The sequence below is a fragment of the Luteimonas sp. A277 genome, from assembly GCF_054052045.1.
Window position 1 is genome coordinate 1 of the sequence record NZ_JBSVRG010000009.1, and the last position, 14,309, is coordinate 14,309.

At 65.3% G+C, this 14,309-nt stretch carries 14 protein-coding genes; 13 read left to right on the forward strand and 1 reads right to left on the reverse strand.

What is annotated here, in order from left to right; all coding sequences use genetic code 11:
- Positions 1-55: 55 nt before the first annotated feature.
- From ACW7G2_RS09890 to ACW7G2_RS09900, 3 genes are all read left to right on the forward strand, one after another.
- Complete coding sequence (locus tag ACW7G2_RS09890; RefSeq protein WP_456975254.1) at positions 56-481, forward strand: DUF6338 family protein; 426 nt, start codon at positions 56-58, stop codon at positions 479-481.
- 9 nt (positions 482-490) lie between these two features.
- On the forward strand, positions 491-655 hold the full coding sequence (locus ACW7G2_RS09895) for a hypothetical protein (protein ID WP_456975256.1): 165 nt from the start codon (positions 491-493) through the stop codon (positions 653-655).
- A 154-nt stretch (positions 656-809) separates the two neighbouring features.
- Positions 810-1,781 (forward strand): RelA/SpoT domain-containing protein, encoded by a 972-nt coding sequence (locus ACW7G2_RS09900; RefSeq protein ID WP_456975258.1) that lies wholly within the window; start codon positions 810-812, stop codon positions 1,779-1,781.
- 246 nt (positions 1,782-2,027) lie between these two features.
- Here the strand turns inward: ACW7G2_RS09900 and glmS are convergent, their stop codons facing one another.
- The gene (glmS, locus tag ACW7G2_RS09905) at positions 2,028-3,857 is read right to left on the reverse strand and encodes a glutamine--fructose-6-phosphate transaminase (isomerizing) (RefSeq protein WP_456975260.1); all 1,830 of its coding nucleotides are present in this window, start codon (positions 3,855-3,857) and stop codon (positions 2,028-2,030) included.
- A gap of 201 nt (positions 3,858-4,058) precedes the next feature.
- Here glmS and ACW7G2_RS09910 point away from each other — a divergent pair, with 201 nt between their 5' ends.
- The 10 genes from ACW7G2_RS09910 (at position 4,059) to ACW7G2_RS09955 (ending at position 14,232) form a co-directional block, all read left to right on the forward strand.
- Positions 4,059-4,265, forward strand: coding sequence for a hypothetical protein (locus tag ACW7G2_RS09910; protein ID WP_456975262.1), 207 nt, complete (start codon positions 4,059-4,061; stop codon positions 4,263-4,265).
- A gap of 8 nt (positions 4,266-4,273) precedes the next feature.
- Positions 4,274-5,575: an efflux RND transporter periplasmic adaptor subunit gene (locus ACW7G2_RS09915; RefSeq protein WP_456975264.1), complete on the forward strand. Its 1,302-nt coding sequence runs from the start codon at positions 4,274-4,276 to the stop codon at positions 5,573-5,575.
- Between the two features lie 57 nt (positions 5,576-5,632).
- Positions 5,633-6,334, forward strand: coding sequence for an ABC transporter ATP-binding protein (locus tag ACW7G2_RS09920; protein ID WP_456975266.1), 702 nt, complete (start codon positions 5,633-5,635; stop codon positions 6,332-6,334).
- A 10-nt stretch (positions 6,335-6,344) separates the two neighbouring features.
- On the forward strand, positions 6,345-7,646 hold the full coding sequence (locus ACW7G2_RS09925; protein WP_456975268.1) for an ABC transporter permease: 1,302 nt from the start codon (positions 6,345-6,347) through the stop codon (positions 7,644-7,646).
- A 40-nt stretch (positions 7,647-7,686) separates the two neighbouring features.
- Complete coding sequence (locus tag ACW7G2_RS09930) at positions 7,687-8,901, forward strand: ABC transporter permease (RefSeq protein ID WP_456975270.1); 1,215 nt, start codon at positions 7,687-7,689, stop codon at positions 8,899-8,901.
- Between the two features lie 11 nt (positions 8,902-8,912).
- Complete coding sequence (locus ACW7G2_RS09935) at positions 8,913-10,241, forward strand: ABC transporter permease (RefSeq protein WP_456975272.1); 1,329 nt, start codon at positions 8,913-8,915, stop codon at positions 10,239-10,241.
- Positions 10,242-10,254: 13 nt separating this feature from the next.
- Positions 10,255-10,464, forward strand: coding sequence for a hypothetical protein (locus tag ACW7G2_RS09940; protein ID WP_456975274.1), 210 nt, complete (start codon positions 10,255-10,257; stop codon positions 10,462-10,464).
- Between the two features lie 84 nt (positions 10,465-10,548).
- A complete protein-coding gene (locus tag ACW7G2_RS09945; protein ID WP_456975276.1) occupies positions 10,549-11,493 on the forward strand; it encodes an ABC transporter permease in 945 nt (314 codons plus the stop codon).
- Between the two features lie 58 nt (positions 11,494-11,551).
- Positions 11,552-12,919: a sigma-54-dependent transcriptional regulator gene (locus ACW7G2_RS09950; protein ID WP_456975278.1), complete on the forward strand. Its 1,368-nt coding sequence runs from the start codon at positions 11,552-11,554 to the stop codon at positions 12,917-12,919.
- Positions 12,916-14,232, forward strand: a complete 1,317-nt coding sequence (locus tag ACW7G2_RS09955; protein ID WP_456975280.1) for a sensor histidine kinase — start codon at positions 12,916-12,918, stop codon at positions 14,230-14,232. Before ACW7G2_RS09950 ends, ACW7G2_RS09955 begins: the two co-directional genes overlap by 4 nt.
- The last annotated feature ends 77 nt before the right edge of the window (positions 14,233-14,309 follow it).

Below are 14,309 nucleotides of genomic sequence, written 5' to 3' on the forward strand. Positions count from 1 at the left end.
CCCGAAGCAAAAACTCGCACTTGCTGCTTAGCTCCACTTTTGGTGTCCGCTAAAAATGGGGGGATTACCGATCGTTCTGATCGAAGCGAGCCCAATCAAAACAAGCGCGCCGTTCTTCTACTACCTTTTCTACTTTTGCGTTCTACTTGTTGCGCCCATCCTGTGGGTGGTTGTATGGAAGTTCATTCGGACAAGAGATTTTTTCCAGCGAAATGCGCCGCACCCGACCGCAAAGCCTTGGGATTTTGTCTTCCAGCAGCGCAGGCCATACTGGGTCAAGGTCATTTTGAAGGATGGAAAAGTGATTGCTGGGAGATACGCTCACAAATCTTTCAGTTCTAGTTCGCCTGCTGAGGAACAGATCTACTTGGAAGAGACTTGGGTCTTAGGCGAAAAGGGTGAGTTCGTTAGGCCAATAGCGAGGACAGCCGGTGTGCTCGTCGTCGGAAGTGACATATCCCACATAGAGTTCAGAGAATAGGAGAGCGTGATGCCTGATAAATTCAAGCCAAGTAATGAAGGGTACCGTCCCGAAGTAGAGGAGCGGGGCTATCAACCCAGAACGACGGAGCCGGTGCGCGATCCCGTGCAAGGTGGATACCAACCCACGAGCCAAGGCGACAACCCCACTAATACGCCGCCGGGCGAAGAGTGACGTATAACATTTCGTTCAAGCCGAAGCCGCTTCGCGGCTCGGCTTAATTCAAGAGTTATATGTCATTGGGGGCTTTGCGGTGATTGATAAAACGTATCCTGGAGGCTCTAAATCTCGCGTCAGTCGTGCAGGCAATGCGGTACGGAGCGGCACAATGACCGCCGAAGACCTAGCCGTGATCGAGGATTGGCGAGCTGCACATCGAGCTGTTTTAAACACCTTCCAAGCGCTTCTGCGAGGCCGGCTACGCGGGAAAAACGTCGTTGTCGCTCAGCGACACAAGCGCAAGAACACAATATTCGACAAGTTACAGCGACTGCCTGGAATGCAGTTGGCGCGAATGGATGACGTTGCTGGCTGCAGATTAATCTTTAAGAACATCAAAGACCTAAACAGATTTAGGGACAAATTTCATAAGGCTAGATTTAATCACAAGATGCGCAATGATCCGTCTAAATACGATTACATTGCTCATCCTAAGAGTACCGGATACCGCGGGATTCACGACGTCTATGAATACGACGTCAATTCCGAATCTGGGAAAGGATTGAAAGGCCTGTACATTGAAATTCAATATCGAACGCCAGTTCAGCACGCATGGGCAACTGCGGTCGAGGTCGTCGGATTCGTCACGGAAAGCCAGCCTAAATTTGAAAAAGGCGACGAGCGCTACCATCTAGCAATGGCTTACGCTAGTGAGATTCTTGCAAGAGCTCACGAGGGATTGAGAGGTCCTTATCCCGAATTGACGGATCGAGAAATACTGGAAGGGTTTCTGAGTTTGGATGGCGAACTAGGTCTTATGCAGACTCTGCGCGGACTCCACCAGGCAAAAAGTGACATTTCAGACAAAAAGAACAGCATTTTGATTTTCAGCCCAGATGGAGAGCTAACCGTAAAGAGCTTCAGGGATGCAACAGATGCTCTTCGGGAGCTATTTGAGCTAGAGAAAAAGATGCCTAATAGCGACATAGTTCTCGTTCGCGCTGATTCCAGCGAGGAAGTAAGAACGGCATTCCGTAACTACTTCAATGATGCTCGAGAGTTCGTCAGGCTTATGGATAGTGGATGTGCAAAATTAGGTGGTGTACCTCTAAAGAACCGTCCACGAAAGGCAAAGGCGTGACATATAACAATTAGTTCAGACCGGCGCCGCTTCGCGGCGCGGCTTAATTCCGGTGTTAGCGCGACATGTGAGATGCCCGACCAAGCTGCAACCAAAACTGTTTCAGGTTACACGCAGCAAAAATTGGACGGTGCCCAATACCCTCGCAAACCAGCCAGGACGCCCCCTCAACTCAGAGCGTGGAACTCCGCCCTGAGTTCTAGCGACCGCCGACACTCCATTTCAACCACCTGAGCGTGCACCGCACTACTCCACGGTCACGCTCTTGGCCAGGTTCCTCGGCTTGTCCACATCGGTGCCACGGGCCAATGCCGTGTGATACGCCAGCAGCTGCACCGGGATGGTGTGCACGATCGGGCTGAGCACGCCGACATGGCGCGGGGTGCGGATCACGTGCACGCCTTCGGATTCGCCGAACTGGCTGTCCTGGTCGGTGAACACGTACATCTGGCCGCCGCGCGCGCGCACTTCCTGGATGTTGGATTTCACTTTTTCCAGCAGGCTGTCGTTGGGCGCGATCACCACGACCGGCATCTTGTCGTCCACCAGCGCCAGCGGGCCGTGCTTGAGCTCGCCCGCCGGGTAGGCCTCGGCGTGGATGTAGGAGATTTCCTTGAGCTTGAGCGCGCCTTCCAGCGCAATCGGGTAATGCACGCCGCGGCCGAGGAACAGCGCGTGGTCACGCGGGGCGAAGCGCTCCGACCAGCGGCTGATCTGCGGCTCAAGGTTCAGCGCGTGCTGCACGCTGCCGGGCAGGTGGCGCAGGTCTTCCAGGTACGCGGCCTCCTTGTCTTCCGGCAGCCGTCCCTTCAGCTTGGCCAGGGTCACGGCCAGCGCGAACAGCGCGACCAGCTGGGTAGTGAAGGCCTTGGTGGAGGCCACGCCGATCTCGGCCCCGGCGCGGGTAAAGAACACCAGCCGGCTGGCGCGCGGGATGCTGCTCTCGGGCACGTTGCAGATCGACAGGGTGCGTTCATGACCCAGTGACTTGGCGTATTTGAGCGCTTCCATGGTGTCGAGCGTTTCGCCCGACTGGGAGATGGTGACCACCAGGTGCTTCGGGTTGGCCACCGCATTGCGGTAGCGGTATTCGCTGGCAATCTCCACGCTGCACGGCAGGCCGGCGATGTCCTCGATCCAGTAGCGCGCCACCGAACCGGCGTAATAGCTGGTGCCGCAGGCGAGGATCTTCACCCCTTCAACGTCCTTGAGCACATCGACAGCATCGGCACCGAACAGTTCGGGCACGAATGAGCCGGCATCGATGATCGCCTCAATGGTGTCGCTCAGCGCGCGCGGCTGCTCGTGGATCTCCTTCTGCATGTAGTGCGTGTAGGGGCCGAGCTCGAGCGATGCCAGCGACACATCGGACAGGTGCTCTTCGCGCTCGACCGGAGCGCCGCTACCGTCGTAGACGCGCACGCCTTCGCGCGAGACCTCGGCGGTATCACCTTCCTCCAGGAAGATCACCCGCCGCGTCGCCTGCACGATGGCCGAGACGTCGGAAGCGATGAAGTTCTCGCCCTCGCCCAGGCCGATCAGCAGCGGGCAGCCCATGCGGGCGCAGACGATGCGATCGGGGTCGTCACGGCTGATCACCGCCAGCGCAAATGCCCCCTTCAGTTCCTCGACCGCCGCCTGCAGCGCCGCCAGCAGATCCTTGCCACCGCTCTGGTGATGGTGGATGAGATGGGCGATGACCTCGGTATCGGTCTGCGACTCGAAGGTGTAGCCCAGCGCCTCAAGCCGCTCGCGCTGTGCTTCGTGGTTTTCGATGATGCCGTTGTGCACCAGCGCCACGCCATGGCTGATGTGCGGATGCGCGTTGCTTTCGGTGACCCCGCCATGGGTGGCCCAGCGGGTGTGGCCGATGCCCTGGGTAGCTTGCAGCTGCTCGCCATTGGCGGCCTCTTCCATCTCCACCACCCGGCCCGTGCGACGCACCCGGCGCAGCCCCGCCTCCCCGGACACGGCAATGCCGGCCGAATCGTAGCCGCGGTATTCCAGCCGCTTCAGGCCTTCGATCAAAACGGGAACCACATCACGATCTGCGATCGCACCGACAATTCCGCACATGGGGAAGCAACTCCTTGTCTTCAAGCTGTCCAGTGTAACTGGCGGCGTCCGGGCGGACACGTCCGGACGGTGTTCGGACATCGGCAAAAGATCGCAAGGCACTTTGAAATCAATTGGTTACAAGTTGGCACGCTTCCTGCTTTATCCCAAGTGCAAGACCAATGACCCAGCCCCCACCGCCCTGCCTTCCCCGGAGCAGCCATGAACGCCATCCCCTCCGCCCCCTTTCCCCCCAGCTGGACGGCACATCAATTCGCCGAGGCCGTCGTTCCGCGCATCTCCGATCTGGATCTGTCCCTGTCGGACTTTGATGCCGGCCACGCCGCCAACCTGCTCGTCCCCCGGCCCCTGCAGCACCATTACCTGACCCCGACCGTGACGGCCCAGCGCTTCCGGATCGGCAACTGAGACTGCCGATGTCACCTGCATCCCGGCCCGGCCAGATCCGCGACACCTCCGCCCAGGACCAGACCCTGGCTGACACCTCCGCGCGCCAGCGGCGCCTGCGTCGCTGGCTGCTGCCAGCCACCGCGGGCGTGGCGCTGATGGTGGTACTGGCATGGACGATCTCGGCCTGGAGCGGTGGGGGCCGCTCCTACGACGGCTCCCGCGTCCGCGTGGCGGAGGTGGTGCGCGGCGATCTGGTGCGCGATATCTCCGCCGATGGCCGGGTGATTTCCGCCAACAGCCCGACCCTGTACGCGATCGCCGGCGGTACCGTCACCCTGCACGTGGTGGCGGGTGACCGGGTGGAGGAAGGCCAGCCGCTGGCCGAGATCGACAGCCCGGAACTGCGCAGCCAGCTGGTGCAGGAGCAGTCCACCCTGGCCAGCCTGGAAGCCGAAGCCGATCGTGCGGGGCTGGACGCACGCATGGTGCGATCCAACGCCCGCAAGCTGGTGGAGCAGGCGGAAGTGGAACGGGTCGCCGCCCAGCGCGATGTCGAACGCTACGAGCGCGCGTTCGAAGGCGGCGCGGTGGCCGAGGTCGACCTGGCCCGGGCGCGGGACAGGCTGAAGAACTCCGAGATCGGGCTGGAGTCCGCCCATGAGGACTTCAACCTGCAGGGACAGGGCTCGGGGCTGGACACGCGCAACCGCCAGCTGCTGGCCGAGCGCCAGCGCGCGGTGGTCGGCGAGATCCAGCGCCAGGTGGATGCGCTCACCCTGCGCTCGCCGTTCGAAGGACAGGTGGGCCAGGTACAGGTGGACCAGCGCAGCAACGTGGCCACCAACGCGCCGGTGCTGACGGTGGTGGATCTGTCCGAATTCGAAGTGGAGATCCGGGTGCCGGAAAGTTTTGCGCGCGACTTGGGCATCGGCATGCCGGCCGAAGTGCGCAGCGCCAACCAGACCTACGCCGCCGGGGTGTCCGCCGTGTCGCCGGAGGTGGTCAACGGCGAAGTCGCCGCACGGGTGCGCTTCACCGATGAGCAGCCGCCGGGCCTGCGCCAGAACCAGCGCCTGTCGGTGCGGATCCTGCTCGACAGCCGCGAAGACGTGCTGATGGTCGAGCGCGGTCCGTTCCTGGAACAGGACGGCGGCCGCTTCGCCTACGTGGTCGACGGCAGCCGCGCCGAGCGCCGGCCGATCGTCACCGGCGCGGTCAGCCTGAACGCGGTGGAGATCACCGAGGGTCTGGGTGAGGGCGAGCGGATCGTGGTCTCCGGCACCGACCAGTTCGACAGCGCCGACCGGGTCCGCATCTCCGGGCAATGACCTGACCACCTGCCACAGCTGAAACCAGAACCCCATTTTCCAAACAGGATCCACGCCATGTTGCAGATGCAAGCTGTTTCCAAGGTCTACCGCACCGAACTGGTTGAAACCCACGCCCTGCGTGCGCTCGACCTGCACGTGAAGGAGGGCGAGTTCGTCGCCGTCACCGGCCCCTCCGGCTCGGGCAAGACCACCTTCCTCAACATCGCCGGCCTGCTTGAAACTTTCACCGGCGGCGACTACCGGCTCGACGGCGTCGACGTGAAAGGCCTCAACGACAACGCCCGCTCGCGCCTGCGCAACGAGAAGATCGGCTTCATCTTCCAGAGCTTCAACCTGATCCCGGACCTGAACCTGTTCGACAACGTCGACGTGCCGCTGCGCTACCGCGGCATGCCGGCAGCCGAGCGCAAGCTGCGGATCGAGGACTCGCTGGGCCTGGTGGGTCTGGGCTCGCGCATGAAGCACTATCCCAACGAGCTCTCCGGCGGGCAGCAGCAGCGCGCGGCGATCGCCCGCGCCCTGGCCGGCAGCCCGCGCCTGCTGCTGGCGGATGAGCCCACCGGCAACCTGGATTCGCAGATGGCGCGCAGCGTGATGGAGCTGCTGGAAGACATCAACGCCCAGGGCACCACCGTGGTCATGGTCACCCACGACCCGGAGCTGTCCGCGCGTGCGCAGCGCAACGTGCACATCGTCGACGGCGTGGCCACCGATGTGGAGCGCGCCACGCCGCTGATCCAGCCTGTTATCGCGTAGGAGACCCGACATGCTCGCCTACTACTTCAACCTCGCCCTGCGCAGCTTCAAGCGCAACAAGGTGCTGACCGCGCTGATGGTGCTGGCGATCGCGCTGGGCATCGGCGCGTCGATGACCACGCTGACCGTGTTCACCGTGCTGTCGGGCGATCCGCTGCCTGGCAAAAGCCACGCGTTATTCTATCCGCAGATCGACCCGGGCCAAGCCAACACCACCGATCCGGAGCCGCCGGACCAGCTGACCCGCTACGACGCTGAGGCCCTGCTGCGCGAGGCGCGAGGCGACCGCCAGGCGATGATGACCGGCGGCAACGTGGCGATCGAGCCGGAAGTGGCCGGGGTGGATCCGTTCTTCGCCGACGCGCGCTACACCACAACCGATTTCTTCCCCATGTTTGACACCCCCTTCCGCTACGGCAGCGGCTGGGACGGCGCCGCCGACGAGCAGCGGGCGCGGGTGGCGGTGATCTCCAGCGATCTCAACGAAAAGCTGTTCGGCGGCGAAGACAGCGTGGGCCGGACGGTGCAGCTGGACCAGGTCTCTTTCCGCGTGGCCGGGGTGCTGGACGGGTGGCGACCGGCGCCCAAGTTCTACGACATGTACTCGGACACCTACGGCGAGGTGGAGCAGGTGTTCCTGCCGTTTTCCACCTCGCGCGAACTGGACATGGCGCGCAGCGGCAACATGAACTGCTACCGCGCCCGCGATGAAGGGCAGCGCGACGTGGACCTGGGCGCCAGCTGCCTGTGGATCCAGTACTGGGTGCAGCTGGATACCCCGGCCAAGGTGGCCGACTACGAGCGCTACCTGGCCAATTACTCGGAGCAGCAGCGTGCCGCTGGGCGCTTCGAGCTGCCGCCCAAGGTCCGCCTGCGCAACCTGATGCAGTGGATGGACTACAACGGGGTGGTGCCGGGCGATGTGCGCCTGCAGGTATGGCTGGCGTTCGGCTTCCTGCTGGTGTGCCTGGTCAACACCGTGGGCCTGCTGCTGGCCAAGTTCCTGCGACGCTCGGGAGAGATCGGTGTGCGTCGGGCGCTGGGCGCCTCGCGGCGGGAGATCTTCGTCCAGTACCTGGTGGAGGCCGGCACCATCGGCCTGGCCGGCGGCGTGCTGGGCCTGGGTCTGGCGGCACTCGGGCTGTGGGCGGTGCGCCAGCAGGCGGCGTCCTACGCGGAGCTGGCGCACTTCAACCCACCCATGCTGCTGCTCACCTTCGCCCTGGCCCTGATCGCCAGCCTGCTTGCCGGCTTGCTGCCTGCCTGGCGCGCCACGCAGGTCACCCCCGCCATCCAACTCAAAAGCCAGTAGGTCGGGCTACACCCCCGACGCTTGCACCACGGAGTCCGCCATGGATATCAGACCCATTCTTTCCAGCCTGCGTCGGCACAAGACCGCGGCCGCGCTGATCGCTCTGCAGATCGCGCTGACCTGCGCGATCGTGAGCAACGCCGTGTTCCTGATCTCCGAGCGGGTGCAGAACCTGCGTACGCCCACCGGGGTGGACGAGTCCGGCCTGATCCGGGTGGAGGTGACCGGCATTGGCCGCAACGCCAATCCGCTGGCGCTGACGCGCGAGGACCTCGCCGCCATCCGCGCCATCCCGGGAGTGATCGCCGCGTCAACGGCCAATCAGGTGCCGCTTGGCCGCTCGTCCTGGAACACCTCGGTCAACCTCACGCCGGACCAGGAGCAGCCCACGCTCAACGCCACCATGTACATGGGCGGGCCGGCGCTGCTCGACACGCTGGGTGCCCGCGTCGTGTCCGGGTCCGCGCTGCCTGCTGATGCTTTCGTGCCGTTCGATGAAGCCCAGGGGTTCCAGGGCCTGAAGCTGTCGTCGATGCTGATCAGCCGCGAATTCGCCGAACGCGCCTTCCCCGGAGAAGAGGCCGTGGGCCGCGACATCTACCTGCTGGACGAGCCGGTGCGGGTGGTGGGCGTGGTGGAGCGCCTGGCCCGGCCCAACCGGATGGACGGAGACACCGGCTACTCCATGGTGTTGCCGATTGAATCGCCCTACACCGTGGGCGGCAACTACTTGGTGCGCACCACCCCCGAGCGCCGCCAGGAAGTGATGGAGGCGGTAGTGGCGGCGCTGAACGCCAACTCCAGCGGCCGCATCATCCTGCAGCAGCAGACCTTTGAGGAAATCCGCTCCGACTTTTACGCCCAGGACCGCACCATGGTCTGGCTGCTGGCGGTGGTGTGCATGGCCCTGCTGGTAGTGACCGCGCTGGGCATCGTCGGCCTGGCAAGCTTCTGGGTGCAGCAGCGCACCCGGCAGATCGGCATCCGCCGCGCGCTGGGCGCCACCCGGCAGCAGATCCTGCGCTACTTCCAGGTGGAGAACTTCCTGCTGGCCACGGTCGGCATCGCCCTGGGCATGCTGCTGGCTTTCGCGCTCAACCAGTACCTGATGGGACGCTACGAATTGCCGCGACTGCCGCTGTACTACCTGCCCGCCGGCGCCATCGTATTGTGGCTGCTGGGCCAGGCCGCGGTGCTCGGCCCCGCCCGGCGCGCGGCAGCCGTACCGCCGGCCATTGCCACCCGCAGCGCTTAGGAGCAGAAGCCTTGCGATACGCCGTCGATCTCGGATTCCGGGGCCTGCGCCGCCACCCCCGTACCACGACGCTGGCGGTGCTGCTGCTGGCCCTGGGTCTGTCCGCGGTGATGAGCATGCTGACCCTGCTCGCGATGCTCTCTTCCAACCCTTTGCCGGGAATCAGCGAACACCTGTATCAGGCATGGGTGGATTCGCGGCTGGCACCCACCAGTCGCGAGGCTGAGGAGCCGGCGGAAAACGAATGGCCGTTCCTGTGGAAGCTGGGCGATGCCGAAGCCATGATGGCCCTGCAGCCGCAGGTGCGGCAAACGGCCCTCGTGTCGACTCTGCTCACCATGTCCGTTCCGGACGGTACTCATAGCCACAGCACAATGGCAGTACTGGCGGAAGGGCCAATGCCGTCCATGTTCGGAGTCCCCTTGCACCGCGGGCGGTTCTGGACCGAACAGGAGGGGCGCGACGGGACGCCGGTGGTGATTCTGGCAAAAGAAACCGCAGCTGCGATGTTCGGTGGCGACGACGCGCTCGGCCGGGAAGTGCGCATCGGTTCGACGCTGTTTCATATCGTGGGCATCAGCGGCGAATGGGAGCCACAGCCCCGCTTCCATTTCCTTGCACCGGGCCAGCTGGCTTGGGGAGCCAGGGCGGACTCTGTATTCGTGCCCCTGCGTGCGGCACTGGATGCGGGCGTAGCGCCGCTGAGCACGCGCGATTGCGACAGCACCTTCATGGGTGGCTACGGTTTTGACACGGTCAATCTGCAGGCATGCCGCTGGCTGGCGCTGTGGACCGAGCTGCCCGATCCACCCGTGCGCGCTGCCTACTCGGATGCGCTGGCCGCCTACGCCCGTGCGCGCCATGAAGCCGGAGTGTTCGAACGCCCACCGGCCAGCCGTCTGGACAGCGTCCAGGCATGGTTGTCTGCCAACCGGGTCGTCCCGGACAGCGTGCGTCTGAATCTGTGGCTGGCCGGCGGTTTGCTGGCGCTGTGCATGGTCAACGTGGCCGGGATGCTTGCAGCCCGGTTCCTGCGCCGCAGCAATGAATTGGGCGTGCGCCGCGTGCTTGGCGCCCCGCGCCGTTCGGTGATGGTGCAGTGCCTTGTGGAGGCCGGCGCCATCGGACTGCTGGGCGGACTGTTGGCGCTGCCTTTGACCCTGTTCGGCCTGTGGCTCATCCGCCTGCAGGACCACGGATATACCGATCTGGCCCGTTTTGATCCGCGGCTGTTCCTGGTCCTTTGTGCGCTCTCCGTCGCCACCGGCCTGCTGGTGGGAGTGTTGCCTGCACTGCGCGCTGCCAGGATCGAGCCGGTATTGCAGGTCAAGAGCCTTTGAGGAATTGATGCCGATGCCCCCGATCCGACAGATCCTGACCGCGCTGCGGCGCCGTCCGCTCATGCCCTGGCTGGTGGCACTGCAGGTTGCCGTGGCCTGCGCCATCCTCACCAACGCGGTGTTCCTGCTCCAGCGCCAAGCAGCTCCGCTGCTGCTGGACGACGGGATTCCGCGCGGCCGCCTGCTTCTGGTCGACAATCTCGTCGCCCGCAGCGGCAACTGAAATGAGGCCGACATCCGCAGCGGGCAGCAAGCGCTGCGGGCGATCCCGGGCGTGGAGGAGGCGGCCCCCGCGATGGGCCTGCCAATGAAACAGACCCTGTCATTCGTCCTCGGCCTGCGTGGCCCCACCGGTGCCACCGCCATGTCCAGTGGATATGCCGGCGATGGACTGGTTGGTGCACTCGGGCTGGAGCTGATCCAGGGGCGGGATTTCCAGCCGGATGAACGCGCCACGGTGGACCTGGCCGATCAAGGCGTGGACATCCCGCCCGGAACGCCGGTGATCCTTACCCAGGCCTTGGCCCGCTTCTTCTTTCCCGACGGCAATGTGCTCGGCCAACGCCTGGATCAGACCGGGGGCGACAGTCATCTGGTGGTGGTTGGCGTGGTGCGCAGGCTGCTGCGCTACCAGCTCGGCGAGCTGGACGATGGCCAGGCGCAGTTTTCGATCCTGCTGCCGGCGCGCATCCAGTCCACCCCCGTGATCAATTACGCCGTGCTGGCCGACCCGGCGCGCATCGACGAAGTCCATGCTGCCCTGCCCGCGGCGCTCGAGCAGGTTTTCGGCACTTTGCGCATTCCGGGGATCGAAGCGCGCGTGGACCGCTATGAAGACCTGCGCAGCGACGCATTCCGCGCCCGGCGTGCAGCAGTCTGGCTGCTGGCGACCGTCATCGTGGTGGTGTTGGTGGTCGCCGGAGCGGGCATTGCCGGGCTGTCGGGTTACTGGGTGGAACAAAGGCTGCGCAGCATCGGCATCCGGCGCGCGCTGGGTGCGCGCCGGACAGATGTGGTGCGTCACTTCCTGGCGGAAAACTTCATCGTCGTCGGCCTGGGCCTGATCCCCGGACTGATAGCGGGCTATGCAATCAATCAGTGGCTCATGCAGCATTACGCCATGCCACGCCTGCCGCTGGCCTATCTGCCTGCGGGCGCAGCGGTACTGTGGCTGCTGGGCCAGGCGGCCGTGCTGGGACCGGCCCGGCGCGCATCAGGGGTGCCACCCGCGACCGCCACCCGCAGCGCATGAGGAGTTCTCCCGCCACGCAGTCCCGCCGCCTGCCCTGATCCGGACTACTGTACGAGCCATGCCCACGATCCTCGTCATCGACGACAACCCAGACGTGATCACCGCGCTGGAGATGCTGTTCTCCCTGTACGACATCCAGACGGTGGGTTCCGACTCCCCGGAGGCCGGGCTGGACGCACTGCGCGGCGGTGATATCGACCTGGTGATCCAGGACATGAACTTCCGCGCCGATACGACCTCCGGCGAAGAAGGCGTGGCGCTGTTCCGCCAGATACGCGCAGCGCATCCGCACCTGCCCGTCATCCTGCTCACCGCCTGGACCCATCTGGAATCAGCGGTGGAACTGATCAAGGGCGGAGCCGCCGACTATCTGGCCAAGCCGTGGGATGACCGCAAGCTGCTGACCACGGTGAACAACCTGCTGGAGCTGGCGCAGTCGCGCCGCGAACTGGCGCGACATCGCGAAGGTGCGCGCCGACGCCACCAGGAGCTCGAGCGCGACTACGACCTGCGCGGCCTGGTCTGGGCCGACGCGGCCAGTGAGCGGGTGCTGTCGCTGGCCTGCCAGGTGGCGCGCTCGGAGCTGGCGGTACTGGTGACCGGGCCCAACGGCACCGGCAAGGAGAAGTTCGCCGAGATCATCCACGCCAACTCGGCGGTGCGCGACGGGCCATTCATTGCGGTCAACTGCGGCGCCCTTCCGGGCGAGCTGATCGAGGCCGAACTGTTCGGCGCCGATGCTGGCGCCTACACCGGCGCCACCCGGGCACGTGAGGGAAAATTCGAGGCGGCCGATGGCGGCACGCTGTTCCTGGACGAGATCGGCAACCTGCCGCTGGCCGGCCAGATGAAGCTGCTGCGGGTGCTGGAAACCGGCCGCTTCGAACGCCTGGGGTCCAACCGCGAGCGTCAGGTAAAGGTGCGCATCGTCAGCGCCACCAACGTCGACCTGCCGGCTGCGATCGCCGCCGGCTCGTTCCGGGAAGACCTGTATTACCGTCTCAACGCCATCGAATTGAAGCTGCCGGAGCTGGCCGAGCGGCAGGACGACATCCTGCCGCTTGCTCGCCACTTCCTGCCTGAGGGCAAGCGTCTGTCGGCCGGAGCCGAGCGTGCGCTGCTGGGCCATCCATGGCCGGGCAACGTGCGCGAGCTGCGCAATGCGGTGCAGCGGGCGGCCCTGCTCTCGCCCGGCGATGCGGTGCAAGCCGAAGCCTTCGGCCTTGCGGCGCCGCCCGGTGCTACCGCCGCGCCGCCGGCACCGGGTCAGGCAGCGGATCCGGACCGGGGAGACATCGAATCGGCACTGGCGCGCAATGACGGCGTGCTGGCCCAGGCCGCCGCCGAGCTCGGGCTATCACGCCAGGCGCTGTACCGACGCATGGAACGCCACGGGATCCGCCGCGAGCCGGGTGGCGAGGGATGAACCTCTGGTGGCAGCGGCTGCCGCTGGGCCTGACCCTCGGCCTGCTGTCTGCGCTGTATATGGTGCTGGCCGCCGCGCTGGCCATGGCCCTGCTCCGATGGCTGCAGCCGTGGGCCGCCACGGCAGTTTCCGCCCTGTTGCTGCTGCCGCCGCTGCTTTACCAGATCAGGCTGGTGCTTTCGCCGGCGCGCTCGCTGTTCAGGGCGCTGGCGGGCAGCGTGGCCAGCTACCGCGACGGTGACTTCAACTTCGGCGTGTCGTGGCAGGGCCGCGGCGAGCTGGGGGAGCTGGTCGCCAGCCACAACCGCCTGGGCGACGTCCTGCGCGAGCAGCGCACCTCGATCGCCCAGCGCGAACTGCTGCTGGACACCGTGGTGCAGAACACGCCGGTCGCGACGCTGCTGGTCGACAGCGGGCGCCGGATCGTGCTGGCCAACATTGCCGCGCGCAAACTGCTGGGAGACGGCCGCAGGCTGGAAGGGCAGTCGTTCGGCGCCCTGCTCGATCGCGCCCCCGAGCCCATGCGCGACGCCATGGCCCAGGGCGGGGACGGAATGTTCAGCGTGGGCAGCGACGACGACGAGGACATCTACCACCTGTCGCGCCGCACGTTCCGCCTCAACGGCCGGGCACACGAGCTGGTGCTGCTGCGCCAGCTCACCGCCGAACTGCGCCGCCAGGAAGTGCACACCTGGAAGAAGGTGATCCGGGTCATCAGCCACGAGCTCAACAACTCGCTGGCGCCGATCGCTTCGCTGGCGCACTCGGGGGCGGAGCTGGTGCGGCGCGGCCAGTATGAGCGGCTGCCGGCAGCGCTGGAGACGATCGAGGGACGGGCGCGGCACCTGGAAGGGTTCCTGCGCGACTACGCCCGCTTCGCCAAGCTCCCTTCGCCGCGACTGGAGAACGTGGAGTGGGCGGGTTTCGTGCGGCGCCTGCGCGAGCAGGTCGAGTTCGGCTTCGACGACGCCGCGCTGGACGGTCACGGCCGCTTCGACGTGGCTCAGGTGGAGCAATGCCTGATCAACCTGCTGCGCAATGCGCACGAATCCGGATCGCCCGCCTCGCAGGTGCGGCTGGACCTGCGCCGGCTGCCCGAGGCCTGGCGGATCGAAGTGCTGGATCGCGGCAGCGGCATGAACGAGGCGGTACTGGCCAACGCGCTGCTGCCGTTCTACTCCACCAAGCGCAACGGCACCGGTCTGGGCCTGGCGCTGGCCCGCGAGATCTGCGAAGCCCACGGTGGCCGCATTGCCCTGCAGAACCGCGAAGGCGGCGGCCTGCGGGTGAGCCTGACTTTGCCGTCCCCGTAGGAGCGCGCCGTGCGCGCGAAGCCGCGTGACTTGCGGCTGTGCGACGTGGCTCCGGCCGGTTCGCGGTGCACGACGCG

Bases quoted from the DNA above. Each gene is read 5' to 3' on its own strand.
- ACW7G2_RS09950 (WP_456975278.1), top strand. From the start codon at position 11,552: ATGCCCACGATCCTCGTCATCGACGACAACCCAGACGTGATCACCGCG.
- ACW7G2_RS09890 (WP_456975254.1), top strand. From the start codon at position 56: ATGGGGGGATTACCGATCGTTCTGATCGAAGCGAGCCCAATCAAAACA.
- ACW7G2_RS09910 (WP_456975262.1), top strand. From the start codon at position 4,059: ATGAACGCCATCCCCTCCGCCCCCTTTCCCCCCAGCTGGACGGCACAT.
- ACW7G2_RS09900 (WP_456975258.1), top strand. From the start codon at position 810: ATGACCGCCGAAGACCTAGCCGTGATCGAGGATTGGCGAGCTGCACAT.
- ACW7G2_RS09920 (WP_456975266.1), top strand. From the start codon at position 5,633: ATGTTGCAGATGCAAGCTGTTTCCAAGGTCTACCGCACCGAACTGGTT.
- glmS (WP_456975260.1), bottom strand. From the start codon at position 3,857: ATGTGCGGAATTGTCGGTGCGATCGCAGATCGTGATGTGGTTCCCGTT.
- ACW7G2_RS09925 (WP_456975268.1), top strand. From the start codon at position 6,345: ATGCTCGCCTACTACTTCAACCTCGCCCTGCGCAGCTTCAAGCGCAAC.
- ACW7G2_RS09930 (WP_456975270.1), top strand. From the start codon at position 7,687: ATGGATATCAGACCCATTCTTTCCAGCCTGCGTCGGCACAAGACCGCG.
- ACW7G2_RS09945 (WP_456975276.1), top strand. From the start codon at position 10,549: ATGAAACAGACCCTGTCATTCGTCCTCGGCCTGCGTGGCCCCACCGGT.
- ACW7G2_RS09940 (WP_456975274.1), top strand. From the start codon at position 10,255: ATGCCCCCGATCCGACAGATCCTGACCGCGCTGCGGCGCCGTCCGCTC.
- ACW7G2_RS09955 (WP_456975280.1), top strand. From the start codon at position 12,916: ATGAACCTCTGGTGGCAGCGGCTGCCGCTGGGCCTGACCCTCGGCCTG.
- ACW7G2_RS09915 (WP_456975264.1), top strand. From the start codon at position 4,274: ATGTCACCTGCATCCCGGCCCGGCCAGATCCGCGACACCTCCGCCCAG.
- ACW7G2_RS09895 (WP_456975256.1), top strand. From the start codon at position 491: ATGCCTGATAAATTCAAGCCAAGTAATGAAGGGTACCGTCCCGAAGTA.